General features: G+C 39.1%; 22 protein-coding genes. 13 read left to right on the top strand and 9 right to left on the bottom strand.

All coding sequences use genetic code 11. The features are described from left to right. The first annotated feature begins 106 nt into the window (after window positions 1-106). The 5 genes from I6J03_RS06190 (at window position 107) to I6J03_RS06210 (ending at window position 4740) form a co-directional block, all read left to right on the top strand. Window positions 107-1741, top strand: a complete 1635-nt coding sequence (locus I6J03_RS06190; RefSeq protein WP_201694231.1) for a S8 family serine peptidase — start codon at window positions 107-109, stop codon at window positions 1739-1741. 81 nt (window positions 1742-1822) lie between these two features. Next, the gene (locus I6J03_RS06195; protein WP_003008393.1) at window positions 1823-2008 is read left to right on the top strand and encodes a hypothetical protein; all 186 of its coding nucleotides are present in this window, start codon (window positions 1823-1825) and stop codon (window positions 2006-2008) included. 77 nt (window positions 2009-2085) lie between these two features. Beyond that, window positions 2086-2772 (top strand): endonuclease III, encoded by a 687-nt coding sequence (gene nth, locus I6J03_RS06200; RefSeq protein ID WP_003008396.1) that lies wholly within the window; start codon window positions 2086-2088, stop codon window positions 2770-2772. A 91-nt stretch (window positions 2773-2863) separates the two neighbouring features. After that, window positions 2864-3877 (top strand): recombinase RecA, encoded by a 1014-nt coding sequence (gene recA / locus I6J03_RS06205; protein WP_002997339.1) that lies wholly within the window; start codon window positions 2864-2866, stop codon window positions 3875-3877. An 86-nt stretch (window positions 3878-3963) separates the two neighbouring features. Next, window positions 3964-4740, top strand: coding sequence for an endonuclease/exonuclease/phosphatase family protein (locus I6J03_RS06210; RefSeq protein ID WP_003008399.1), 777 nt, complete (start codon window positions 3964-3966; stop codon window positions 4738-4740). A 532-nt stretch (window positions 4741-5272) separates the two neighbouring features. Here the strand turns inward: I6J03_RS06210 and pruA are convergent. The 6 genes from pruA to I6J03_RS06240 form a co-directional block, all read right to left on the bottom strand. Continuing rightward, a complete protein-coding gene (gene pruA / locus I6J03_RS06215) occupies window positions 5273-6910 on the bottom strand; it encodes an L-glutamate gamma-semialdehyde dehydrogenase (protein ID WP_003008402.1) in 1638 nt (545 codons plus the stop codon). Window positions 6911-6984: 74 nt separating this feature from the next. Then, on the bottom strand, window positions 6985-7653 hold the full coding sequence (gene msrA, locus I6J03_RS06220) for a peptide-methionine (S)-S-oxide reductase MsrA (protein ID WP_003008405.1): 669 nt from the start codon (window positions 7651-7653) through the stop codon (window positions 6985-6987). A gap of 71 nt (window positions 7654-7724) precedes the next feature. Then, window positions 7725-8336 carry a superoxide dismutase gene (locus tag I6J03_RS06225; RefSeq protein WP_003008407.1) on the bottom strand — a complete coding sequence of 204 codons (612 nt, stop codon included), beginning with the start codon at window positions 8334-8336 and terminating at the stop codon, window positions 7725-7727. A 104-nt stretch (window positions 8337-8440) separates the two neighbouring features. Next, complete coding sequence (locus I6J03_RS06230) at window positions 8441-8905, bottom strand: nucleoside deaminase (RefSeq protein WP_201694233.1); 465 nt, start codon at window positions 8903-8905, stop codon at window positions 8441-8443. Window positions 8906-8915: 10 nt separating this feature from the next. Further along, the gene (locus I6J03_RS06235; protein ID WP_002997357.1) at window positions 8916-9254 is read right to left on the bottom strand and encodes a tRNA-binding protein; all 339 of its coding nucleotides are present in this window, start codon (window positions 9252-9254) and stop codon (window positions 8916-8918) included. A gap of 2 nt (window positions 9255-9256) precedes the next feature. Further along, entirely contained in the window at window positions 9257-9472 is a 216-nt protein-coding gene (locus tag I6J03_RS06240) for a hypothetical protein (RefSeq protein ID WP_003008418.1), read from the bottom strand. Window positions 9473-9543: 71 nt separating this feature from the next. On the opposite strand from I6J03_RS06240, the gene I6J03_RS06245 reads away from it, so the two are divergent. The 5 genes from I6J03_RS06245 (at window position 9544) to I6J03_RS06265 (ending at window position 17726) form a co-directional block, all read left to right on the top strand. Beyond that, entirely contained in the window at window positions 9544-10131 is a 588-nt protein-coding gene (locus I6J03_RS06245) for a porin family protein (RefSeq protein ID WP_002997363.1), read from the top strand. 168 nt (window positions 10132-10299) lie between these two features. Beyond that, the gene (locus I6J03_RS06250) at window positions 10300-11073 is read left to right on the top strand and encodes a succinate dehydrogenase cytochrome b subunit (RefSeq protein WP_002997366.1); all 774 of its coding nucleotides are present in this window, start codon (window positions 10300-10302) and stop codon (window positions 11071-11073) included. A 55-nt stretch (window positions 11074-11128) separates the two neighbouring features. Continuing rightward, window positions 11129-13060 carry a fumarate reductase/succinate dehydrogenase flavoprotein subunit gene (locus tag I6J03_RS06255; protein WP_003008421.1) on the top strand — a complete coding sequence of 644 codons (1932 nt, stop codon included), beginning with the start codon at window positions 11129-11131 and terminating at the stop codon, window positions 13058-13060. A 53-nt stretch (window positions 13061-13113) separates the two neighbouring features. Next, a complete protein-coding gene (locus tag I6J03_RS06260) occupies window positions 13114-13887 on the top strand; it encodes a succinate dehydrogenase/fumarate reductase iron-sulfur subunit (protein WP_002997371.1) in 774 nt (257 codons plus the stop codon). Between the two features lie 89 nt (window positions 13888-13976). Then, window positions 13977-17726: a sensor histidine kinase gene (locus I6J03_RS06265; RefSeq protein WP_232279742.1), complete on the top strand. Its 3750-nt coding sequence runs from the start codon at window positions 13977-13979 to the stop codon at window positions 17724-17726. A gap of 103 nt (window positions 17727-17829) precedes the next feature. Here I6J03_RS06265 and I6J03_RS06270 read toward each other — a convergent pair whose 3' ends face one another. Both I6J03_RS06270 and I6J03_RS06275 read right to left on the bottom strand, forming a co-directional pair. Beyond that, the gene (locus I6J03_RS06270; RefSeq protein ID WP_003008429.1) at window positions 17830-18762 is read right to left on the bottom strand and encodes a hypothetical protein; all 933 of its coding nucleotides are present in this window, start codon (window positions 18760-18762) and stop codon (window positions 17830-17832) included. A 270-nt stretch (window positions 18763-19032) separates the two neighbouring features. Then, window positions 19033-19599 carry a lipocalin-like domain-containing protein gene (locus I6J03_RS06275; RefSeq protein ID WP_003008436.1) on the bottom strand — a complete coding sequence of 189 codons (567 nt, stop codon included), beginning with the start codon at window positions 19597-19599 and terminating at the stop codon, window positions 19033-19035. Window positions 19600-19658: 59 nt separating this feature from the next. Here I6J03_RS06275 and I6J03_RS06280 point away from each other — a divergent pair, with 59 nt between their 5' ends. The 3 genes from I6J03_RS06280 (at window position 19659) to I6J03_RS06290 (ending at window position 21694) form a co-directional block, all read left to right on the top strand. Further along, window positions 19659-19988: a hypothetical protein gene (locus I6J03_RS06280; protein ID WP_003008439.1), complete on the top strand. Its 330-nt coding sequence runs from the start codon at window positions 19659-19661 to the stop codon at window positions 19986-19988. Between the two features lie 74 nt (window positions 19989-20062). Next, a complete protein-coding gene (locus I6J03_RS06285) occupies window positions 20063-20977 on the top strand; it encodes a lysylphosphatidylglycerol synthase transmembrane domain-containing protein (RefSeq protein ID WP_003008444.1) in 915 nt (304 codons plus the stop codon). 6 nt (window positions 20978-20983) lie between these two features. After that, complete coding sequence (locus I6J03_RS06290; protein WP_003008447.1) at window positions 20984-21694, top strand: SDR family NAD(P)-dependent oxidoreductase; 711 nt, start codon at window positions 20984-20986, stop codon at window positions 21692-21694. A 62-nt stretch (window positions 21695-21756) separates the two neighbouring features. Here I6J03_RS06290 and I6J03_RS06295 read toward each other — a convergent pair whose 3' ends face one another. Further along, window positions 21757-23946, bottom strand: coding sequence for a glycoside hydrolase family 2 protein (locus tag I6J03_RS06295; protein WP_003008450.1), 2190 nt, complete (start codon window positions 23944-23946; stop codon window positions 21757-21759). Window positions 23947-24203 lie beyond the last annotated feature (257 nt).

The following is a 24203-nucleotide window of genomic DNA, read 5'->3' on the forward strand; positions in this document are numbered from 1 at the left end:
ACCGAAAAGTTTTACCGATTTAGAAAAAATTAACAATTTGCTTCAGATTATTGCCCTATATTTGTTTGTAGATCATTAATTAAGAAATAAACGTTTATAAGCGACTATGAGATTAAAAAAATTAGCTATTATATTAGCTTTTGGTACATTACCAGTTCTTTCGTTTGCACAAAAGGATCAAAAGACCCCTGAAAACTGGTTTAATCTTGATTTCCAGCAGGATGGCGTAATGGGAATCAGTACAGAAAAAGCCTATCAGACATTGTTGAAAGGAAGAAAAGCTACGCCTGTCATTGTCGCTGTTATAGATGGTGGCGTGGATGTCAAACACGAAGACCTAAAAGATGTACTCTGGATCAATCCCAAAGACAATAATGATAACGGTAAAGACAATGATAAAAACGGTTACATCAATGATAAATATGGCTGGAACTTTATCGGAAATGCCAACGGAAAAAATGTCAACCATGACAATCTGGAGCTGACTCGTCTTATCCGTAAGTATGAGCCCAAATATATTTCCGTATTACCAAGTACTCCTTTAAGTGCTGCTGAAAGAAGAGAATTTGTCGCTTATCAGGGTATGGTAAGCGAATATGCAAAAAAACTGGAGGAAGCACAGTTCGGCGAACTAAACTATGTCAAACTGAAAGATCAGTTAGAAATTATCTTCAAAAAAATAGGTAAAGATACCAATACATTGACATTAGCAGATATTGAAGCTTATTCGCCTGCCAACGATCAGGAAAAAATGGCTTTACGTATTGCTAAAAGAGGTATACAGGAAGAAAAAGGATCAGTATCCCAGTTTTATACACAATTAGGAGAGGCCGCAACATACTATGGAGATCAGGTCAAATATCACCTGAATAAAGAGTTTGATCCGCGCCATATCATTGGTGATAATTATGACGATGCGACAGAGCGCTATTATGGAAACGCTGATGTAACCGGTCCGGACGCAGAGCACGGCACACACGTAGCGGGTATCATCGGAGCAAAACGCAATAACAATATCGGGATCAACGGTGTAGCAGATCAGGTGAAAATAATGGCTGTACGAACTGTCCCAAATGGTGATGAACGCGATAAAGATGTAGCAAATGCAATCCGCTACGCTGCTGAGAATGGTGCTAAAGTCATCAATATGAGTTTTGGAAAAAGTTATGCTTACAATAAAAAAGCCGTTGATGATGCCGTCAAATTCGCAATCTCTAAAGATGTATTGTTAGTACACGCTGCAGGTAACGATGGGCAGGATGTAGATATCCACAAAAACTTCCCTACAAAATACTATACAGATAGCCTGGATGCTATTCAGGGAGAAGCGGATGCCTGGATCACAGTAGGTGCAAGCGGACTTTATCAGGATGATAATCTGGTAGCAGATTTTTCCAATTACGGATATAAGACTGTAGATGTATTTGCTCCCGGAGTAAAAATCAATTCTACTATGCCCGGATCTTTATACAAAGAGCAACAAGGTACAAGTATGGCTTCACCTGTAGTAGCAGGTCTTGCCGCTATGATCCGTTCTTATTATCCGCAGCTGACAGCTAAAGAGACAAAAGATATTATTATGAAATCTGTTGTTAAAGTGGATAAAAAAGTATCTATCAAAGCTGAAGACGGCAGCAAGAAAAAAGTATATCTGGATGAAATCAGTGTTACAGGCGGTGTTGTGAACGCATATCAGGCTATTGCCGAAGCAGATAAATATCTGTCACAGAAGAAAAAATAATTTTTTTGTGATATAAAATACTATAAGTTGCTTATCTTACGTTTGATAAGAAGTTGATAACAAACAAATTTAGCTCAGCTTATGGTAGAAAACTTTACAAAAATTAAAGAAGATACTTACACAACAGAAGATAAAGATCTGACTAACTATCAGGACGATATTTTTGAGATTCAGCTAAAATCCAATCTTCAGAATTTGTCTAAAAATCCCAACAGCAAGACAATTGAAAGTATTTTAGCGTATTCCAAATCGTTGAAAAAAGATTAAGTATCTTAAACATCAGGGCCCGGTAACATCACCGGGCCTTGTTTTTTTAAAAGGTAAAGGTTTTTGTATCTTTGGATATGTTAAAGAAAGATCGTTACCGTGCCTTTGTAGAATATTTTTCTACTCACAATCCTGATGCACAGACCGAATTAAATTACAGCAATCCTTATGAACTTCTCATTGCTGTTATTCTGTCGGCTCAATGTACAGATAAGCGGATCAATCAGATAACTCCGGCACTTTTCGAGCGCTTTCCGGTAGTAGAAGCATTAGCTGTAGCTTCTGTTGACGAAGTCTTCAGTTATATCCGCTCCGTAAGCTATCCCAACAATAAAGCCAAACACCTGGTCGGAATGGCCAATATGCTTATTGAAAAATTTAACGGTGAGGTGCCCGAACAAATCGAAGATCTTATCAAATTACCGGGTGTAGGTCGCAAAACAGCAAATGTAATCTCTTCTGTCGTCTACAATAAACCTGCAATGGCGGTGGATACGCATGTATTCAGGGTAAGTAACAGACTTGGCCTGACCAGCAGAGCGACTACTCCTCTTGCTGTAGAAAAACAGCTGGTCAAATTTCTTCCGGAGGAAACGATAGCTGTTGCACATCACTGGCTTATTCTGCATGGACGCTATATCTGTCTTGCACGAAAACCCAAATGTGAGATTTGCCCTATTACTTATATGTGTAAATATTATGAAACTCAGTTTCTAAAAACCACACACCGGAAATTAAATACAGGTAAGGAACAGATCGTTTAATACTAAAAACATCATAAAACTAATTATATTAGCATTTTAAATTTGATTATTTCATTTTTATCTGTATTTTTGATTAATAATTACTAAAAATATGAGCAACCAAGACAAATTAAAAGCTTTACAGCTTACTTTAGATAAATTAGAAAAATCGTACGGTAAAGGTACGATCATGAAATTAGGTGATTCAGCGGTGGAACCGATTGAGTCTATTTCTACAGGTTCTTTAGGTCTGGATATTGCACTGGGAATCGGAGGTGTACCAAAAGGCCGTATTATCGAGATCTATGGCCCGGAATCTTCAGGTAAAACAACATTAGCGACACATATAGTTGCAGAGGCACAGAAAAAAGGCGGAATTGCAGCCATCATCGATGCCGAGCACGCATTTGATAAATATTACGCACAGAAACTGGGTGTGGATGTAGAGAACCTGCTGATTTCTCAGCCGGATAATGGTGAGCAGGGTCTGGAGATCGCCGACAACCTGATCCGCTCAGGAGCTATTGATGTAATCGTCATTGACTCCGTTGCGGCATTAGTACCTAAAGGTGAAATTGAAGGAGAAATGGGAGATTCCAAAATGGGACTACAGGCCCGTCTGATGTCTCAGGCTTTGCGTAAACTGACAGGAACCATATCCAAAACTAACTGTTGTTGTATTTTTATCAACCAGTTGCGCGAAAAAATTGGTGTAATGTTCGGAAACCCGGAAACAACAACAGGTGGTAATGCCCTTAAATTCTATGCATCCGTTCGTCTGGATATCCGCCGTACTTCACAGATCAAAGATTCAGATGAGGTATCCGGTAACCGTGTAAAAGTAAAAATTGTAAAAAATAAAGTTGCTCCTCCTTTCCGGATTGCTGAATTTGATATTATGTTTGGGGAAGGTATCTCTAAAGTTGGTGAGATCATCGACCTCGGTGTGGAGTACAATATCATTAAAAAATCAGGATCCTGGTTCAGTTATGGAGACACCAAGCTTGGACAGGGCCGTGATGCTGTAAAATCATTACTTCAGGACAATCCGGATCTGATGGATGAGCTAGAACAAAAAATCAAAGCAGAAGTATCCGGTGTAGAAGCTGTTGTCGAACCGGAATAAAACATTTCCAGTCACGATTATGTTATAATTTATTCATATAGCCATTCCAAAAGAATGGCTATATTTATTTTTCACAACCTCATATCATGAAAAATAAATACAGCCTTATTCTCCTTTTATTTCTGTTTAATCTCTGTTCCCCTGTATTCGGACAGCAGCCTTTAAAGATTCTTTCCTACAACATTCACCACGGCAATCCGCCCAGCAAACCGGGTATTATCGATCTTGAAGCTATCGCAAAAGTGATCCGTACATCCGGAGCGGACGTAGTCGGACTACAGGAAATAGATGTAAATGTAGGCCGTTCGGAGCATGTTGATCAGGCTAAAAAACTGGCAGAATTAGCCGGAATGAAATATTACTTCTTTTCGAAAGGAATCGACCTGGAAAAAGGAGAATACGGAACGCTGATTCTCTCAAAATTCCCAATTACCAATACCGAACGACTTGAACTGCCTATGCCTGTCAAAAGTGAAATGCGAAGTCTGGGTATTGCAAAAATCAAAATTCCTTCAGGCAAAGAAATTCTTTTTGCCAATACACATCTAGATTTAAAAGAAGAAAACAGAATCGCGCAGGCTAAATTTATAGTCAATCATTTTCAGGACACAAAACATCTCGTTGTCCTTGTAGGAGACCTTAATGCACAACCGCAATCGGAACCTATAAAAATTTTAGGAGATTTCTTTAAACGTAGCGAAGTTCCTAACGGATTTACTATTCCGGAAGTGAATCCTAACCGAGAAATTGATTTTATCATGGTCAATAAAAGCAAAAATCCTAAATTCCAAAACCACACGGTAATAGAAGAGTCTTACGCGTCTGATCACAGACCGGTATATGCTGAACTTGTGATTAAATAAACATAATTTTATGTGATATGAAGCATGTCGGATATCAGATCCCGATAAAAGCTTTGGCCGGACTGTCCTTCTCTCCTTTTTAAGGAGAGATCCCGGTTTACCGGGAAAGAGGTTAAAGACTGATATGACAAGCATATAATTATTGCTAGTTTACGACTATACTGTTGGTGGAGACACCAACAGACGCAGTTAGTGCGTTGCCGGTATCCGCACCGGTAAGACTATAGAGACCCATTTCTGGCGCAAGCGTCCGCTTGTGCCCGCTACTTTTATCGGTTCAGGCACAAGCAGTGCTGTGCTAATTCGTCAGAACAGTGACAACGGTTTGACCGGACTGTTCTTCTCTCCTTTTTAAGGAGAGATCTCGGTTTGACCGGGAGAGAGGTTAAAGACTAATATGACAAGTATATACTTCTACTAATTAGTGCTACCCTATATTTTAAAATAAAATCTAAAGCTCACGCTAAATAAATAAGAAGAGCTGGTAAAAATAAATTTACCAGCTCTTCTACTGAATTCAACTTCTTCTTTATTATTCTCCTTTTTCCATGAAAGGATATCTGTAATCTGTATCCGGATTGAATGTTTCTTTGATCGTACGTGGAGAGACCCAACGTAACAAGTTAATCATTGATCCTGCTTTATCATTCGTACCCGAACCTCTTGCACCACCAAATGGTTGTTGACCAACTACAGCTCCTGTACATTTATCATTGACATAAAAGTTACCCGCAGCATTACGTAAAGCATGAGTAGCTTGTGTGATTGCATAACGATCCTGTGCAATTACTGATCCTGTAAGCGCATAGATGGATGTTTTATCTACTAACTCTAAAGTTTCCTCCCACTTCGCATCTTCGTATACATAGACAGTCAATACCGGACCAAACAGTTCTTCAGATAATGTCTCGTAGTCAGGTGTATTTGCTACGATAACTGTCGGATGGATAAAGTAGCCTTTTGACTTATCATATGTACCTCCAACTATGATTTCTGCATCAGCGGAATCTTTAGCACGGTCAATGTATTTAGCCAATTTATCAAATGATTTTTCATCAATAACGGCATTGATAAAGTTTGTAAAATCTTCTGTACCACCGATAGTAAATGATTGAATATCAGCAATCATTGATTTCTTTAGTTCAGGCCACAATGATTTTGGAATATATACACGGGATACTGCCGAACATTTTTGTCCCTGATATTCAAAAGCTCCACGTACTATAGCTGTATTGGTCACTTTCAGATCTGCAGAAGGGTGTACCAGGATAAAATCTTTACCACCGGTCTCTCCTACGATACGAGGGTATGTTTTGTATAAGTGAATGTTTTCACCGATAGTTTTCCAGATATTCTGGAAAACCCCTGTAGAACCTGTAAAATGGATACCTGCAAAATCAGGATGTTTGAAGATAATATCTCCTGCATCCGGGCCGGAAACAAATACAAGATTAATAACTCCGTCCGGAAGACCTGCTTCTCTGAAGATCTCCATCAATACATTTGCCGAATAGATCTGTGTATTGGAAGGCTTCCATACAACCACATTTCCCATCATAGCAACACATGAAGGCAGGTTACCTGCAATAGCCGTAAAGTTGAATGGAGTCAAAGCAAATACGAATCCTTCCAGAGGACGCTGCTCAAGACGGTTCCATACTCCTTTTCCGGACACTGGAGGTTGCTGAGCATAGATCTCACTCATGTATTGTACATTGAAACGTAGAAAATCCACAATCTCACATGCCGAATCAATCTCTGCCTGATACGGGTTTTTAGACTGACCCAGCATGGTAGCTGCATTCAGCTTATAGCGGTATTTACCTGCAATCAGATCAGCAGCTTTTAAGAAAATAGCAGCACGATCTTCCCATGCCAGATTTTCCCAATCCTTTTTAGCAGCCAGAGCAGCATTGATGGCATCCGTAACATGCGTCTTGGTACCTTCACTATATTGTCCTAATACATGCTGATGATCATGCGGAGGAGTGATATTGATCTTTTTATCCGTACGGATTTCTTTCCCTCCGATAAACATCGGGACATCTATTTGTTTTGAACGCGCTTCTTCAATAGCTGCTTTCAATAATTTACGCTCGTTACTTCCGACAGCGTAAGTATATACCGGTTCATTAACAGGAACAGGAACTTTGAAAAATCCTTTTAACATAAGTATTTAATTTTATTCAGTAACACACTGATTTACACTATAAAATTACAGCAAAAACTATGGACTGTCAACCTTTAAGGAGTATGCTTAAGGTTAGTGGAGAAAATGTGTTTAAACTTTTCCAATTTCGGTTTAATGACATACTGACAATAAGCTTCATCTGGATTGTTTGTATAGTAATTCTGATGATAATCCTCTGCTTTATAAAACACTGTGAACGGTTCAACCTGTGTAACGATCGGTTTATCATAAAGCTTTTCATCGGTCATTTTTCGGATATAGTACCGCACTTTATCCAGCTGGATTTTATCATGTACAAATATCGCAGAGCGATATTGCTCTCCTACGTCATTTCCCTGACGATTGAGCTGAGTTGGATCATGTGCCAGAAAAAACCCTTGTAAAAGCTGATCATAGGACACGATATGAGGATTATACACCACCTGTATCACTTCTGCATGCCCTGTACCTCCCAATGACACCTGAGTATACGTCGGATCTTTAACGTGTCCTCCACTATAACCAGACACCACCTGTTCTACACCTTTTAATTCCTTAAACTGTGCTTCAATACACCAGAAGCATCCTGCAGCAAAAGTAGCTGTATCGTGTTCGCTGTTTCGGGCTTGAGAAGGAAGGTACTCAAAAGATATTTTTTCAGCTTTAGGTGAATGACAACCGGCAAACAATGTGGCCAACAGTACAATCAGCAAAATATGTTTACTTACACATTTTATCTTCATAGCAATAAATTAAGTATAAAAAAAGCGATGGAGGATATCCATCGCTTTACTTTAGTCGCTGTTCAGCGAAATTATTTTTTAGCTGCTGCGTATCTTTCAGCGACAGCATCCCAGTTAATCACATTGAAAATTGCTTCCAGATAGGCCGGGCGTTTGTTTTGATATTTTAAGTAGTAAGCATGTTCCCACACATCTATACCCAATACCGGAGTTCCTTTTACTTCAGCAACATCCATTAAAGGGTTATCCTGATTAGGTGTAGAAGTAACTGCTAATTTGCCATCAGCACCTACGATCAACCATGACCAACCGGAACCGAAACGTCCTGCACCTGCTTCCTGAAGTTTTTTCTTTAATTCGTCAAATGAACCAAATGTTTCATCGATAGCAGCTGCAAGCTCACCTGTAGGCTGACCACCCGCATTTGCACCTAACACGCTCCAGAAAAGACCGTGATTAAAGTGACCTCCACCATTGTTACGCACTGCAGGGCTATATTTAGAAACATTTTTTACAATTTCTTCTAGTGATAAATTCTCAGCATCTGTTCCTGCAATAGCTTTGTTCAAATTGTCAACATACGCCTGATGGTGTCTGTCATGGTGAATTTCCATGGTTTCTTTGTCAATATGTGGTTCTAATGCGTCCGATGCGTATGGTAACGCTTCTAATTGAAATGCCATAATATTTATAAATTTAATAGTTTAATACTTTACTTGATTTGTATACAAATATAACGTTTAGATTGAGGATATGTTTTGATTACTGACAAGAAATGAGATTTGTCCTATCTTTTCTGACGAAAAAATGATGTAATCAATTCTGCACATTCTTCCTGCAATACTCCGGATATGATTTCCGTCTTTGGATGGAATAATTTACCATATCTGGAAGCGCCTCTTTTTTCATCCGGAGCTCCGTACACGATTCGCGATACCTGCGTCCAGTAGGATGCACCGGCACACATCACACAGGGTTCTACAGTGACATACAAGGTGCAATCTTTCAGATACTTGCCGCCCAGATAACTGGATGCTGCTGTGAAAGCCTGCATTTCGGCATGCGCGGTCACATCATTAAGACGTTCTGTCAGATTATATCCCTTCCCAATAATTTTCCCCTGACTTACAATGACAGCACCTATCGGGACTTCGTCTTCTTCATACGCTTTCTTTGCCAGAGTCAAAGCAGCCTTCATATAAAACTCATCAGGATCTATGTTGCTACCTTCTTCAAAATTAATATATCTCATATCTGATTTACTAACACAACCTCGATCCGTTAGGCAACGGACGCTCAACAGCAGTCAATACTATATCTCCATTCTCATCTGCAAATCCTGTTACGAGACACTCCGACATAAAATTAGCGATTTGCTTCTTCGGAAAATTGATCACTGCCACGACTTGTCTGCCGATCAGACTCTCTTTCGTGTAATGTACTGTAATCTGTGCACTGGACTTGCGAATACCGATCTCTTCACCAAAATCTACGACCAACTGATAAGCAGGTTTTTTGGCTTTCGGAAAATCCACAGCTTCGAGAATTGTCCCCACTCTTAAATCAACTTTCTCAAAGTCTGCCCAACTAATCTCCTCCATACCTACAAACGATTACTCGTTAAGTCCTCCAGCTCTTTTCCCAATGTAAACAGTATATAATCCGTATTACGACGGATACGCTTCGCCAGTCGCTGTACCAACTCCTCCTCCTGTCCTTCTCTGTACAGAAGATCTTCCTGCGTCAAACTATTATATTTTCTTTTTAACTTTACCTTTAGGATTTCCCAATCGGAATCGCTTATTTTGATAGTTGCCATTTTTGGTTTAAAATTTGTACGTAGATTGAAAAGTAATAAAAATTAAAATTATAACAAAAAATACATTTTTTATGAAAAAGTTTATACTCAGTTTAGTTGCCTCTATGATGTTAGTCGTTTCAGCAAATGCTCAGCTGATCCCAAGTTTAAAATTCGGGGTTAAGGGAGCACTGAATTTCTCCAGTCTGAAATCTGAAGGCAAATGGCTTAATTCGGATACAAAAACAGGTTATCAGGCAGGTTTGTGGGCCAGAGTTGGTGCTGCAGGATTTCATGTTCAGCCGGAGGCTTATTTCACCGGAAAGAAAATAAAAGGTGAATATCAGACCGAAAACGGATCCACAGAAAACGGAACTTTTGATCTGACGACAATTGATGTCCCTGTATTGTTAGGTACACGTGTCGGATTAGGCCCTATCGGTGTAAGATTTCAGGCAGGTCCGGTATTTGCATTCAAAGTAAGTGAAGGCGGATCATTGAGTAAATACACCGACTTTGCGAATTACAAAAAAGCATCAACAGGTATTATCGGTGGTATAGGTGCTGACATAAGCAAGTTCACTGTAGACCTTCGTTACGAACATGGATTGTCCAGTCTTAGTGACAACAAAGACAAGATCAAAATGTGGTCAATTGGTGTAGGATACAATTTCTTGTAGAAAAAACACTGGTCACAAGACCTCAAAAACGATAATAAGAGCCCGGTTTACCGGGCTTTTGTCGTCCACAAACTTAGAACAATTCTAAATTAGTACTTTTTACGGTCTTGCTTACATTTTTATGACGCAAATAGATAGTTTTGCGTATTAAATTAAAATACAAGGACAATGAGTAAATCAAAGCCAGTTTTAAGTTCTTCGTTGGGGAAGAAACTGATCATGAGCTTAACAGGACTTTTCCTATGTACGTTTTTGATCGTCCATTTGATAGGAAACCTACAACTGTTTAAGAGTGATGAAGGTCTTGCGTTTAACCAATACGCATACACCATGACCCATTTTGCACCTATTAAAGTAGTTTCTTATTTACTTTATGCTTCTATTATTATCCATGCTATTTATGCATTGGTATTGACGTTGAAAAATAAGGCAGCGCGCCCGATTGGGTACGCAAAGTACGACGGAGCAGCTAACAGTGCGTGGAATTCCAGAAACATGGGAATTTTAGGAACAGTATTATTGGTATTTATCGCTACGCACATGGCAAACTTTTGGTGGAAATATCACAATGATCAGACTCCTTATATAGAATACAAAACAGATCTGGCCACCAATGTGACCACCTCCAAAGAATTAAGCCAGTCTGAATTCACTGATTTCCGTATAGAAGTCAAAGATGGTGTACAGACGATACAAGCACGCGACCTGTACAAACAGGTAGATTATGCTTTCCAAAACGTATGGTTAGTATTATTATATGTAGTAGCAATGGCAGCATTATCTTTTCACCTGATACATGGTTTTCAATCGGCTTTTCAGACCGTTGGATTCAATCACAGAAAATATATTCCAATTGTTAGATTTTTAGGTATCTGGGTATTCGGTGTACTTATCCCTATTGGATTTGCAGCCATGCCTTTATATTTTTTCTTTGCTAAATAAACTATTTTAAGATAAGAGCGAAAGCAAACATCTATCAAAATAAAATAATAGAGATATGTTAGATTCAAAAGTACCAGCGGGTCCTTTAGCCCAAAAATGGTCAAATCATAAATTCAATCTTAAGTTAGTTAACCCTGCTAACAAACGTAAATTCACGATTATCGTTGTTGGTACAGGTTTAGCGGGAGCTTCTGCTGCTGCTTCATTAGCTGAGTTGGGATATAACGTAAAAGCATTCTGCTATCAGGATTCTCCACGCCGTGCACACTCTATCGCAGCACAGGGAGGTATCAACGCAGCAAAAAATTATCAAAACGACGGTGACTCTGTATACCGTCTATTCTACGATACAATCAAAGGTGGTGACTACCGTGCACGTGAGGCAAACGTATACCGCCTGGCTGAAGTATCGGTAAATATTATTGACCAATGTGTAGCTCAGGGAGTTCCTTTTGCCCGCGAATACGGAGGCTTGTTAGACAACCGTTCATTTGGTGGTGCACAGGTATCCCGTACTTTCTATGCACGTGGCCAGACCGGACAACAATTATTATTAGGCGCTTATTCTGCATTAAACCGTCAGATCAAAAAGGGCAAAGTTGAAATGTTCAACCGTCATGAGATGCTTGATGTAGTAAAAGTGGATGGTCATGCTAAAGGTATTATCACGCGTGATCTGGTAACAGGAGCTATTGAGTCTCACGCAGGACACGCTGTATTATTGTGTACAGGAGGTTACGGTAACGTATTCTTCTTGTCTACAAATGCTATGGGATGTAATGTAACTGCAGCATGGAGAGCACACAAGCGTGGTGCATACTTCGCTAACCCTTGTTACACACAGATTCACCCAACATGTATTCCTGTAACAGGAGATCATCAGTCTAAACTGACATTAATGTCGGAGTCACTGCGTAATGATGGTCGTGTATGGGTACCTAAAACTCAGGAATTATCGGCTAAACTTCGTAACGGAGAATTAAAAGCAGCTGACATCAAAGAAGACGACAGAGATTACTTCCTGGAAAGAAAATACCCTTCATTTGGTAACCTTGTTCCTCGTGACGTTGCATCCCGTAATGCTAAAGAAGCGGTAGATGATGGTCGTGGTGTTGGTAAATCCGGAGTAGCTGTATTCCTTGACTTTGCGGATGCAATCAAACGTCTTGGTGAAGATACAGTACGTGCAAAATATGGTAACTTATTTGACATGTACTATCAGATCACTGATGAGAATCCATATAAACAACCAATGCGTATCTACCCTGCAGTTCACTATACGATGGGTGGTGTATGGGTTGATTATAACCTGATGACGACTATCCCTGGATTGTACGCATTAGGAGAATGTAATTTCTCTGATCACGGAGCAAACAGATTAGGAGCATCTGCATTAATGCAGGGTCTTGCTGATGGTTACTTCGTAATTCCTTATACTGTGGGTGATTACCTTTCAGGATTAGGTTTTGCACCGGTAGACGACAAGCGTCCGGAATTTGAGCAAGCCAGACAAGAGGTAGAAGCTAAAACCAAACAGTTGCTTTCACTGAAAGGAACAAAGACTGTAGATGATATCCACAAAGAACTGGGTAAAATCATGTGGGAATACTGTGGTATGGCTCGTACAGCAGAAGGACTGACAAAAGCAAAAGGTTTGATCCAGGAACTTAAAAAAGAATTCTGGTCTAATGTCACTGTATTAGGAGAGAACGAAGAGCTTAATCTGTCCTTAGAAAAAGCCGGCCGTGTTGCTGACTTTATAGAATTAGGTGAATTGATGGTAGACGATGCTTTCAACCGCTCAGAATCATGTGGAGGTCACTTCCGTCTGGAAAGTCAGACTGAAGAAGGTGAAGCGAAACGTAATGATGAAGAATTCACGTATGTTTCTGCCTGGGAATTCAAAGGCGAAAACCAACCAGAGGTTCTTCACAAAGAAGAGTTAATTTTCGAAAATGTTAAATTAACACAAAGAAGTTATAAATAGTAGATATAGCGGACGGCACCGCCGTTCGCTATTCATTACTTAAAAATATTGTCATGAGTGCACATATGAATTTAACGCTGAAGGTATGGCGTCAGAAAAATGATAAACAAAAAGGTCAGTTCGTAACCTATCAGGCAAATAATATCGCTGACGATATGTCTTTCTTGGAAATGCTTGACATTGTTAACGAAGAATTAACCCGTAAAGGTGAAGATCCTATTTATTTTGACCATGACTGTCGCGAAGGAATTTGCGGAATGTGTTCATTGGTTATTAATGGTCGTCCTCACGGACCTAAACAAGGAACAACAACCTGTCAATTGCACATGCGTAGTTTCCATGACGGACAAACAATCGTCATCGAGCCTTGGCGTGCGGCTGCGTTCCCTGTATTGAAAGACCTTGCTGTAGACCGTACCGCATTTGACCGTATCCAACAAGCCGGAGGATATGTAAATGTCAATACCGGAGGTGTACCGGATGCGAATGCAATCCTTATTCCTAAAAGAATTGCGGATGAAGCATTTGAGTCTGCAACCTGTATCGGATGCGGAGCTTGTGTAGCGGCTTGTAAAAATGCATCAGCAATGCTTTTTGTTTCTGCAAAAGTTTCTCAGTTTGCATTGTTACCACAAGGTCAGACAGAACGCTATGAACGCGCTCAGGCTATGGTAGATCAAATGGATGCTGAAGGATTTGGTAACTGTACCAATACAGGAGCCTGCGAAGCAGAATGTCCTGTAGGTATCAAACTGACAAATATTGCACGATTGAATCGTGAATATTTAACAGCAAAATTATTCAGAGAAGAAGATATTCACAACTAGAATTCCTTTTCAGGTAAAATACACAAGTCCTCACATAAAAGTATGTGGGGACTTTTTTTTATATTTACTTACGTAAATCTTATATAGCTGTGCAATTAACGACGAAAATACGTATACTCCTTCTTATTCTTACCATCTCCTTCATGGGCACAGCCCTCACGATACATCTTACTATTACGGACAAAGATATGCTGGAGCTGGATAAAAATGAGCTTACCGCTAATATCCACAAAAAAGAAAGTATCATTGAGGATCTGTTTGCAGATTCCACTATAATGAAGACGTTTAAAAATGTGGAACAGTTCCCTTTGCAATCGGCAGATATACTGGAAAAATTTGCATCTGAAAAAGGCGTATTCCTATATCTGTACAAAGACAGTAAACCTGTGCTCTGGAGTACGGATGTCTATGTACCTATTACAGATGCGGGACTCAAGTCAAATACGACTTACATGATCGAAAACAACCGGTCCTTTGTCGTAAAAAAGAAAACTGCAGGCGATGTCAATATACTCGCTCTTGTCCTCGTCAAGCGCTTATTCAACAGTAATAATGAGTACCTGAAAAACACCTTCAATAAGCAGCTCATAGACGACTCTAATCTGGAGATAGCAGACTATACAGATATACAGAACATACAGAATGTCTATAGCAAGGATGGAACCTATTTATTCTCGGTAAAGCTAAAGAGTGGAAAACATGATAATGTATTTATCTTTCTGCAATTTATTTGCTGGGTATCTGCGATGTTCTGTTTTATTATCCTTACCCATAATATCTGTCTGAATCTGGCTAAAAAAGGTTTTGCCTGGCTTGGGGTTTTTATATTTGTATCTGTTCTGGCTTCCCTCCGCTTCATCGATTTGCAGAGTAACTGGCTGGCGATGCACTCCAGCCTGGGAATATTCGACCCGAAGTACTACGCATACAATTCTGTTTTCCCTAACCTGTGGGCACTTACATTAACCAATCTGAGTTGCCTTTGGTGCCTCGCATTTATACATTCTGTTTCGGACAAACTTATTCTGCCACCTCAGCTGAAAAAGAAGATTATTCCTTATCTGGTATCCGGTCTTCTTGTATTCAGTATTTACTTTTTCTACAACCTGCTCTTTAAGCATCTGGGCAGTCTGATCACACATACCTCTATTGTGAGTTATGATTTTTCAAAAATAGCAGATCTCAGTAAATACAGCTGGTTAAACCTGTTTAACCTCTGTCTGGCGATACTATCTCTGTTCTTTTATATCGATATTCTTTTGCGGCTTATTGATCAGTTATTCGAACAGGTCAGTATCAAGCTAAACATTCAACTGGCTGTATTGATATTCTCTATGATTGTATATGCCTTACTGGGAGAAAACAGCATCAATAATGTTCTTCTTGGTATCCTGATACTGCTTATTTTTCTGAGAAAATACGCTTTGGGACAGTACCGCTTTTCCTTCTATATTGTCATACTTGTAATAGTTGCTCTCTTCTCTTCCATTAATCATGATAAATACATGAAAATCAAAAAACTGGAGAGCATGAAATTGGTACTGAGTAATCTGGAGGCTGAAGATGACACCAATGCCATTTCCTTATTTATGGATATTGAGAAATCCATGAAAAATGATGAGCAACTACAACACTTATTTCGACTTTCTGCAAATCAGCAGAACGCAATTGAAATAACAGACTTCATTAAGAAAAAATACCTCAGCGGATACCTTTCTAAGTTTGATTTTAACGGGTACTACTATGCAAATAACATCCCTCTTGATAATTATCCAAATAATAAATTTGAAGAGTACAGGGAGAAGGTCATCAATAATTCTATCAAAGTAACAGAGAGCTTCTATCGTGTGAAAAGTGAGTTGGGTACACATGAATATTTCATGACCTTAAATCTGCCTTTGGGAGACAATACTACTGCTAATATCTTCTTAAATCTTAAGAACAGAGCCTTCAGTTATATCCTGCCTTACCCGGAGATTTTATCGGACAGCCGTACCACTTCGTTACAACAGGAGTCCTTTCTGAATAATTCTTTTGCGCTGTATAAAGATAAGCAGTTGGTGACCCAATACGGTAAATACACCTATCCCAGTGCCGATAATAAATTCCCTGACAAAGTAGGCAAGTTTATAGAGATCGACGAACCGGGAGACTATTTTCACCTTATGTATCGCCCGGATAGCCATACGACGCTGGTGATCAGTCGGGCCAATCAGAATTTCTATGACTATCTGGCTGTTACCTGTTTCTTTTTTGTACTTCTGTTTGTATTCTTTAGTGTTGTCGATATAGTGATCTACCTGATACAGACGATGACCCAGAAATCCTTCAGGCTGAAGAGTATTAAATATCATTTTATGATCCTTAAAAATACAATACAGTATAGTACAAGGATCCAGACCATATTTATCGTATCCATCATTTTTGCAATCCTCATATCAGGTGCACTGGCCTTCTACAACATCAACTCGAGGCTGAGTCATGAAAGAGAAAATAATCGTATAAAATATATTGCCGAAGTCTCCAGGAAACTGGAGAATATGATGAACTCTGCAGAGAGTATGAATAGTAAGGAAACAGTAGAGTCCTATCTGAATATTCTATCCCAGGCCATGACCACCGATTTTACCTTGTTCAATCGCAATGGAAGGCTCATCTATTCCTCTCAGCCGAAGATCTATGATTTGAAGCTCTTCTCGACTTTTATCAACCCTACAGCGTACAAAAAATTATCGTTAATCAAAAAGACGGAGACAATCGAACCGGAAAGAGTAGGCGATTTTGAATTTTCATCCAGCTATGCAAGTATCCGTAATGCCGATTATCAAATCGCTTATTACCTGAATATCCCTTATTTTGCATCCAAAAAGGAAGAAAGTACCAGTATCAATCTTTTGCTCAATACGCTGATCAATATCTACACCATCATTATTATTGCCTTCGGCTTCTTTGCGGTGTATATCTCCAATAAGATTACTGCTCCTTTGGTAATGATAGGGAAGAAATTGTCCCAGACAAATGTGGGTAAACAGAATGAACCACTCTTCTGGCAGCGGAATGACGAGGTCGGCGCATTGGTCAAAGAATACAACTTTATGCTGATCAAACTCGAGGAGAACTCCAAAAAGCTGATGGGCATAGAACGGGAGGCTGCATGGAGAGAAATGGCCAAACAGATCGCTCATGAAATCAAAAATCCACTGACTCCCATGAAACTTGGAATTCAGCAATTGTCCAGATCTTACAAGGAAAATGATCCACGCTTTGAGGAACGCTTTAATCGGATCTCCACCTCATTTATTGAACAGATCGACAGCTTATCCCATATTGCCAGTGAATTTTCAGCATTTGCCAAACTTCCGGATACCCGGTTTGAAAAGGTGAATATTATTGAAAAAATCAACAAATCTGTTTCATTTTACAGTACAAATACGCAGGCTAAGATCAGCGTTACCAATCATGCTGATTCTAATGAAATATTTGTATTGGGGGATAAGGATCAGTTGCTGAGAACCTTTAATAATCTTATCAAAAATGCAATTGAAGCCGGTCTGGGTCGCAGAAAACTCAAAATTGATTTTGAGATATATGCCAACCCTAATGAAATGGTAGAAATACATATTACTGACAATGGAAACGGAATATCGGATGAGGCATTACCTAAGATTTTCCAGGCAAACTTTACAACCAAGAGTTCCGGAACAGGATTGGGCCTGGCTTTTGTAAAACAAACCATCGAAGGTATGAGAGGAACTATAGATTTCAAAACTACTCCCGGAAAAGGAACTGTATTTATTGTACATATCCCGTTCTACTATACGATGATTAAGGATATCTAATCGCTAGCTCTATAATAGCTGCTCCTATTAACAAATAAAAAGGGCTTTGCATACATGCAAAGCCCTTTTACTGTTTAGTTTAGTTTTGTACTAACGGCCTTTATTATTTCAGTATTACACTGGATCTGCCCATTATAGCATTGTCTGCATAGAGCAATATCGTATAAGCGCCTTTAGCAAAATCTTTACTCTCTTCCTGCCATAGAAACTTGTATTCTTCTCCGTTGTTTGTAAAGTTGATACTTTCTTTAAACGTGTACTGCAGTTTTTCTCCGTGTACGTAGAAAATGTCGTTTGACTGTGCAATAAGATTACCCTGAGGATTAATAATTCTTACAAAGATTTCCTTTGCTCCTGTTTTAGCCAGCGTATTGTCCGCTATAGTAAAATTGATCTCTAACTTATCTACGCGCTTGGCTCTGGTCTCTACTTCTACACGTCCCTTTCTTTTTTCCTGCAGACCATTGATAGTAATATTTGATACTTTTACAGCAGAGGCTGTTGTTACTTTATCTTTTAAGTCGGAGTTATGCGCCGTCAGACCACTAATTTTTGATTCGCCCTCAGAAACTTTACTATTGAGAATTTCATTCTCTTTTTCAAGCATTTCATTCTTCGCTTTCAGATCGGCTATATCCGTTTTCAATCCAGAGACATCAACTTTTAAGGAAGCTACTATTTTCCGTGCCTGATTGAGTTGCTCTGTAGTCAGCACATTTGCTTCTAACTCCTTACGTAGATCTGCAATAATTTTACGTGCCTGTAATTCGGATTTTTTCATCGCTTCACTTAAAGCAACATTCTCCTCATTCAGATTATCTAATTCTGCTTCTATTCTATCTATCTCAATCTGCAGACTTTCTTTCTGCACCGTTAGTGTATAAACTTTCTCACCGGAAGACCTGAACTTTACGTAGAAATAGATATTAGTTGCCAGCAAAGCAGCTATTGCGATTATAAAAAAATAAATCTTTGAACTATCTCTTTTTCTTTGTCCCTCTTTTTCCTTTTCCCTTACTTCATCTACCATTTCCATAATTATTAATTACCATTCATTTCTGCTTTCATAGATGGATGATTTGCATCTTTGACAACAGCAAAAAATGTTCCAATTTAGGCCATTCAAGCAAAAAATATATGTTACAACACAATAAACAATAAATTTAGTCTCCCACTGCCATTTTTTCTTTTCTGCACTGACAACTTGCAAAAGAGTCTTTCTGCACAAATTACAGACAGTAAAGCACAAAAAAACGCAGGCCATGTAGCGCCTGCGTTCCTTGTATTATTATCTGTTATCAGCTATTTATCTTACAGCTTTTGAAAAGTTGAAGACTAAATAACCTGTACCATTGTCCAAATCAACAGGCATTTTCATCACTAGTTTCTCTCCGTCAGAAAAGGACAGGTCCATACGGTATCCTGTTGTAACATTTCTTGCCTTATCTCCTGAATAGATTTTTTTGAACTGAAATTGCGGCTGACCACCCATTTTTCCTGGATTATAAATTGACCATACAATATTACGTACAGCTCCTTTAGCACACAATGTACCTTCTGCTGTAAATTCTATACTTCCTTTACCATTCGATGGAAAATTCCATACACTTCCTTCAAAGCACTCTGCAGGAGCTTCTTCAAATACAGTTTTAATGGTATAAGCTGCAGGGATGTTCTCACGGGTAATGGTATTAAGAATCCATGTACCCTTTACACCACCTTTCCACTGAGAGGCACTCGGTCCGTCATTTACTTCTGTACTGGAAGAACTTGAGCTACCTGAAGAAGACGTTGTCTTTCTCTGTGCTCCACACGATGAAAACAAGAAAACACCTGCTAGGATCGCTACGAAAGTCAAAATATGTTTACGCATAGTTTAAGAATTATATAAATCAATCTTTGTATGTTTGCAAATATACAAATTACAACACCATGAACGAGCATTCCAAAAATCATACCACAAGCAAATTGGTTGCAAAAGTTTTATTGCGATTGTTCATTATCATTCTGGGACTTGCAGCTTTTCCATTTTTATCCGGAAAATCTCAGCAACTGGACAAATCTTATGTATATTTTGAGCATAAATGGTTTTTGGTATTCCCATTTTTACTTTTCACCATATTCGTTATTTTGCTGATAACCATGCTTAAAGAGAAGTATAAAAAAACAGACATCAACTGGCTTTTTTCACTTTCAGCATTAATGCTTATCGGGTATCTGATTATGCTTTACACCCGAATTTATCCAATGTTTAATATGTAATCTCCTTTAAAGGACCTTAAGTTTTTATTACCTTTGAGCCGCTAATCTCTGAAAGTGATTAGTTTTACATACACATGAACAAAAAGAAGTACTGGAATATCCTTAAAAATATACTCAAAGTTGTTGTCACTATAGGAGCTTTATACTGGGTATTCAGCAAAGTCGATATAAAAGACCTGGTAGAAGCCATCCGCAATAGTAATCCGTTATTTTTATTTCTCGCATTTTTAGCCTTCCTCCTTTCTATCTTTATTTCTTCTTCACGATTACTTAGTTTTCTAAAAGGAATAGGTCTGGACGTAAGTGAAAAATACAACTTCAAACTGTATCAGCTGGGCTTATTTTATAATCTCTTTCTGCCCGGGGGTATCGGAGGAGACGGATATAAGATCTATTTTCTTCGTAAAAAATTCAAAATCAAAGGCCGGAAATTACTAAGCGCTTTGTTTTTTGACCGTCTGAGCGGACTATGGGCGCTATGTCTGATTATATCTGCTCTGATTATCTTCATGCCTCAGCTGAAAATACCAAACGCACTTACAGCAGCATGTTTTATCTCGGGTACGATAGTCTATTATCTGGTAATATGGAAGTTTTTTCCGGATTTTAAGCCTCGGTTTTTCAGAACACATATCAAAGCGATAGGCGTGCAGTCCATGCAGGTTCTATCTGCGATCATGATCCTGTACGCACTGGGATTTGAAGGAAAGTTTTCTCCTTATCTTTTTCTTTTCCTGGCTTCTTCTCTGGTTGCTATTATTCCTTTTTCAGTGGGAGGTCTGGGTATGCGTGAGATTGTGTATATGTGGGGAGCAAAGATCTTTTATCTGGATTCGCACCTTGCAGTATTGATCAGTTTATTATTTTATATTATTTCTGCTTTAGTTTCAGTGTCCGGTGCTTATTATGTCTTCAACCCGAAAGGTCTTGGAGAAGAAAAGTTACCATCAGCAGAAGAGGTTGAGCAGAGCAGAATAGAAGAAGATTAAATTATTATGGCAAATATAGTTATAACAGGAGCGAGCAGCGGAATCGGATTTGAAGCAGTCCTCGATCTGACAGCAAATAAAGAGAATAATGTCATCGCTTTAGCAAGATCTGCAGATAAACTCAGAAAATTACATGAAATTGCTTCTTCCCTGAATTACGATGGCGGAAAACTATATCCGGCTCAATTCGACATTGTATATGATAATTATCCGGAAATATTGATTCCGTTTATTCAGTCTAAGTTTGACAGTGTAGATATTCTGATCAATAATGCCGGAGCATTGGTTTACAAGCCTTTTCTGGAAACCAGTGCAGAAGACTTTGCGACAATGCTTCAGACCAATCTATTGGGACATGTAAATATGATCCGGCATGTAGCACCTTTGATGAAAAACGGAGGGCATATCGTCAATATAAGCAGTATGGGAGGATTTCAGGGTTCTGTAAAGTTCCCGGGACTATCTGCCTATTCAGCAAGTAAAGGTGCTCTCGGCGTATTGACAGAATGTCTGGCAGAAGAGTTTAAGGAGCAGGGTATCAAAGTAAACTGCCTCGCACTTGGATCATCCCAGACCGAAATGTTTGAGACAGCCTTTCCTGGCGTAGAAGCAGGTACACTGGCTTTTGAAATGGGTAGATATATTGCCGAATTCGCACAAAACGGAAGCAAGTATTATAACGGTAAAATATTACCCGTATCCAATACAACTCCCTAATAAGAGCACATATAATAAAACAAAAGCCAGACGATTATGTCTGGCTTTTTGTTTGAATTACATCAGAGACCGATATGCTCTGATTTATTTGATTTTGGTCCGTCTTTCTCCGAAGACTTAGCATTATCTTTTGCATAATGCCAGGTTATTCTATCCTCAAAAGCTTTACCGTCTTTCAGCCCCTTGACTTCCACAATATTTTCTCCTTCTTTTAATTTTACCTGTTCAAAAATATAGTGAACGTCTGTATATCCTTTTCGGAAGGTTTTAATTTCCTCGCCATTGACAAACAACTGCGGGGTACCGATGTTGGAATATACCGTAACAGGAGTAATCTGATTCCCTCTTTCCACCACTCTGCGCTGTGTCAGGTAAAGTACCGGTTCTTTACTCCAATTGGCCTTATACCAGTAAAACGGATCTTTCTTCAATGCCCTGTCAAAAGTTACCATTCCTTTATAGTTTCGTGGCTCTACCTGAAAAGTGATTGGTGTAGCAAAATCAAACGTATTCCACAGATATGAGGCCACAAATACCGGATGTTTAGCTATTACACCCCAATGAATCTCATGAAATTTGGTTGAAAATTCTTCCGGGAAAAAGGCTGGATTAGACCATTGATTACCAATATCTCCTACTGCTTCCTGCTGATGTTTTGGATTTGCCTCAGCTCCATACTCTGAAAAAATAATTTTATATCCGGCAAAATCCTTCGTAATCTTATCTGCCCATTGCTCCACATCCTGTATTTTACCATTATACCATCCAAAATAATGGTTGATACCCTGTATATCTGCATTATTGTTAACAGGATGATCAATGACATTGTATCCGCTTACCTGAACAGAATAACGATCCGGATCCTCTGTTTTAGCCAGATCATTCAACTTGGTCGTCAGTTCTATTGTATATGCCTGCGGGCTGTAGACCTCATTGTGCAGTCCCCAGACGTAAATGGAAGGATGATTAAAATTCTGCCGTATCAATTCTGTCAGTTGCTGTTTCGCGTTATTCTCTTCCTGAGTAGTCACACGGTTGACAAATGGTATCTCTGCCCAGATAATAAAGCCGATGCTGTCGCATTTGGCGTAAAAGTATTCAGATTGCTGATAATGTGCCAGACGAATAGTAGTCGCACCAATTTCCTTAATAATAGCGAGGTCCTGATCATGATCAGCATTGGATAATGCCGATCCTTTGCCCCAGTGGTCCTGATGACGAGTCACACCATACATCGGAGTCTTAATACCATTCAGGTACATGCCGTCTCCTGCTTTTAGCTCAAAATGTCGCAAACCTAAAGGCTGAATAACCTCATCAACAACTTTACCTGCCTGTAAGACCTGAGTGACCAGCTTGTAAAGATAAGGGTCTTCCAGACCCTGCCATAGGTGCGGATTTCTGATAGCTATACGTTGTAATACCTGCTGTCTTCCCTGCGGTAATATCGTATAAAGAGTGGTTTGTTTGGCTTTAACCGTACCATCTCTTTCAAATACGGTTGTAACCACTTCTACTTTCTGGGCATCATGATTTTTGTTTTCCAGCTTCACCTTTACCTCTACATCGGCAGATTTTTTCGAAACATTCTCCTGTCGTATGTAGATCCCCGGAGATGCGAAGTCATTGACCGCTATATTGACTTTTTCCGTAACGATCAATGCAACCGGTCTGTAGATACCGCCGTACATCGGGAATAACGTATGATTTACCGGAATAACATCCGGACGTGCTTCATTATTTACTTTGACTAATATTTCGTTTTCCTGTCCATATTTCAACATATCCGTCAATTCTAACGTAAATGCGGAATACCCCCCGTTATGTCTGCCTACAATATTGTACTTACCATTTACAGTCGAATTATTGTAAACGACGTCATTCTTTTCTGCTGAAAATGAAACCGGAGCAGTATTGAGATAAACTTCTGTATTGGTATTAACACCTTCAAAACGAATAAATACACGCTTTCCTTTCCAGGAAGGATCGGCTTTAAATGCTTTTCTGTAATACGCATCACCTGTATAAAACTTGTCTTTCACAGTCTGCATATCTACAGCATTCCAGGTGTGAGGTACTGAAACGGCTTGCCATTTACCTGTGAATATATCAGCATATTGTAGCGGATCGGTTGTAAAAGGTCCTTTCTTGAATGACCACTCTTTATTAAACGGAATAACCTCCCGGGCAAAAGTTGCTTGTGAAAAAATTGTCAGCAAGAGCAGGCAATAGAAATGTTTCAGCTTCATCATTTTTAATATCAGTATATGTTATTTATTAGGTTTTTCTCATATGGCTCATTCGATGCAATTGAGCCATATTCTTGACTAACAAATATAATCAACCCAACATCTATTCGAAAATAAAGCCGGCAAACCCATTGTATGTGGATTCGTATCTTATGAATGAAAAACTTGGTTACTCTATCTAAAGACACATATACAACGTTGTAGTAAAAATATGTAATTTATCTATGTGTCACATCAATAATACAGTCATCAATTATGCG

It is taken from the genome of Sphingobacterium spiritivorum, from assembly GCF_016724845.1.
Lineage (GTDB): Bacteria > Bacteroidota > Bacteroidia > Sphingobacteriales > Sphingobacteriaceae > Sphingobacterium > Sphingobacterium spiritivorum_A.

Coding starts and splice junctions, on each gene's coding strand:
- I6J03_RS06295 (WP_003008450.1), bottom strand. CDS start 23,946: ATGATGAAGCTGAAACATTTCTATTGCCTGCTCTTGCTGACAATTTTT.
- I6J03_RS06260 (WP_002997371.1), top strand. CDS start 13,114: ATGAGTGCACATATGAATTTAACGCTGAAGGTATGGCGTCAGAAAAAT.
- I6J03_RS06270 (WP_003008429.1), bottom strand. CDS start 18,762: ATGGAAATGGTAGATGAAGTAAGGGAAAAGGAAAAAGAGGGACAAAGA.
- I6J03_RS06195 (WP_003008393.1), top strand. CDS start 1,823: ATGGTAGAAAACTTTACAAAAATTAAAGAAGATACTTACACAACAGAA.
- pruA (WP_003008402.1), bottom strand. CDS start 6,910: ATGTTAAAAGGATTTTTCAAAGTTCCTGTTCCTGTTAATGAACCGGTA.
- I6J03_RS06235 (WP_002997357.1), bottom strand. CDS start 9,254: ATGGAGGAGATTAGTTGGGCAGACTTTGAGAAAGTTGATTTAAGAGTG.
- nth (WP_003008396.1), top strand. CDS start 2,086: ATGTTAAAGAAAGATCGTTACCGTGCCTTTGTAGAATATTTTTCTACT.
- I6J03_RS06230 (WP_201694233.1), bottom strand. CDS start 8,905: ATGAGATATATTAATTTTGAAGAAGGTAGCAACATAGATCCTGATGAG.
- I6J03_RS06225 (WP_003008407.1), bottom strand. CDS start 8,336: ATGGCATTTCAATTAGAAGCGTTACCATACGCATCGGACGCATTAGAA.
- recA (WP_002997339.1), top strand. CDS start 2,864: ATGAGCAACCAAGACAAATTAAAAGCTTTACAGCTTACTTTAGATAAA.
- I6J03_RS06245 (WP_002997363.1), top strand. CDS start 9,544: ATGAAAAAGTTTATACTCAGTTTAGTTGCCTCTATGATGTTAGTCGTT.
- I6J03_RS06210 (WP_003008399.1), top strand. CDS start 3,964: ATGAAAAATAAATACAGCCTTATTCTCCTTTTATTTCTGTTTAATCTC.
- msrA (WP_003008405.1), bottom strand. CDS start 7,653: ATGAAGATAAAATGTGTAAGTAAACATATTTTGCTGATTGTACTGTTG.
- I6J03_RS06240 (WP_003008418.1), bottom strand. CDS start 9,472: ATGGCAACTATCAAAATAAGCGATTCCGATTGGGAAATCCTAAAGGTA.
- I6J03_RS06255 (WP_003008421.1), top strand. CDS start 11,129: ATGTTAGATTCAAAAGTACCAGCGGGTCCTTTAGCCCAAAAATGGTCA.
- I6J03_RS06190 (WP_201694231.1), top strand. CDS start 107: ATGAGATTAAAAAAATTAGCTATTATATTAGCTTTTGGTACATTACCA.
- I6J03_RS06285 (WP_003008444.1), top strand. CDS start 20,063: ATGAACAAAAAGAAGTACTGGAATATCCTTAAAAATATACTCAAAGTT.
- I6J03_RS06280 (WP_003008439.1), top strand. CDS start 19,659: ATGAACGAGCATTCCAAAAATCATACCACAAGCAAATTGGTTGCAAAA.
- I6J03_RS06275 (WP_003008436.1), bottom strand. CDS start 19,599: ATGCGTAAACATATTTTGACTTTCGTAGCGATCCTAGCAGGTGTTTTC.
- I6J03_RS06290 (WP_003008447.1), top strand. CDS start 20,984: ATGGCAAATATAGTTATAACAGGAGCGAGCAGCGGAATCGGATTTGAA.
- I6J03_RS06250 (WP_002997366.1), top strand. CDS start 10,300: ATGAGTAAATCAAAGCCAGTTTTAAGTTCTTCGTTGGGGAAGAAACTG.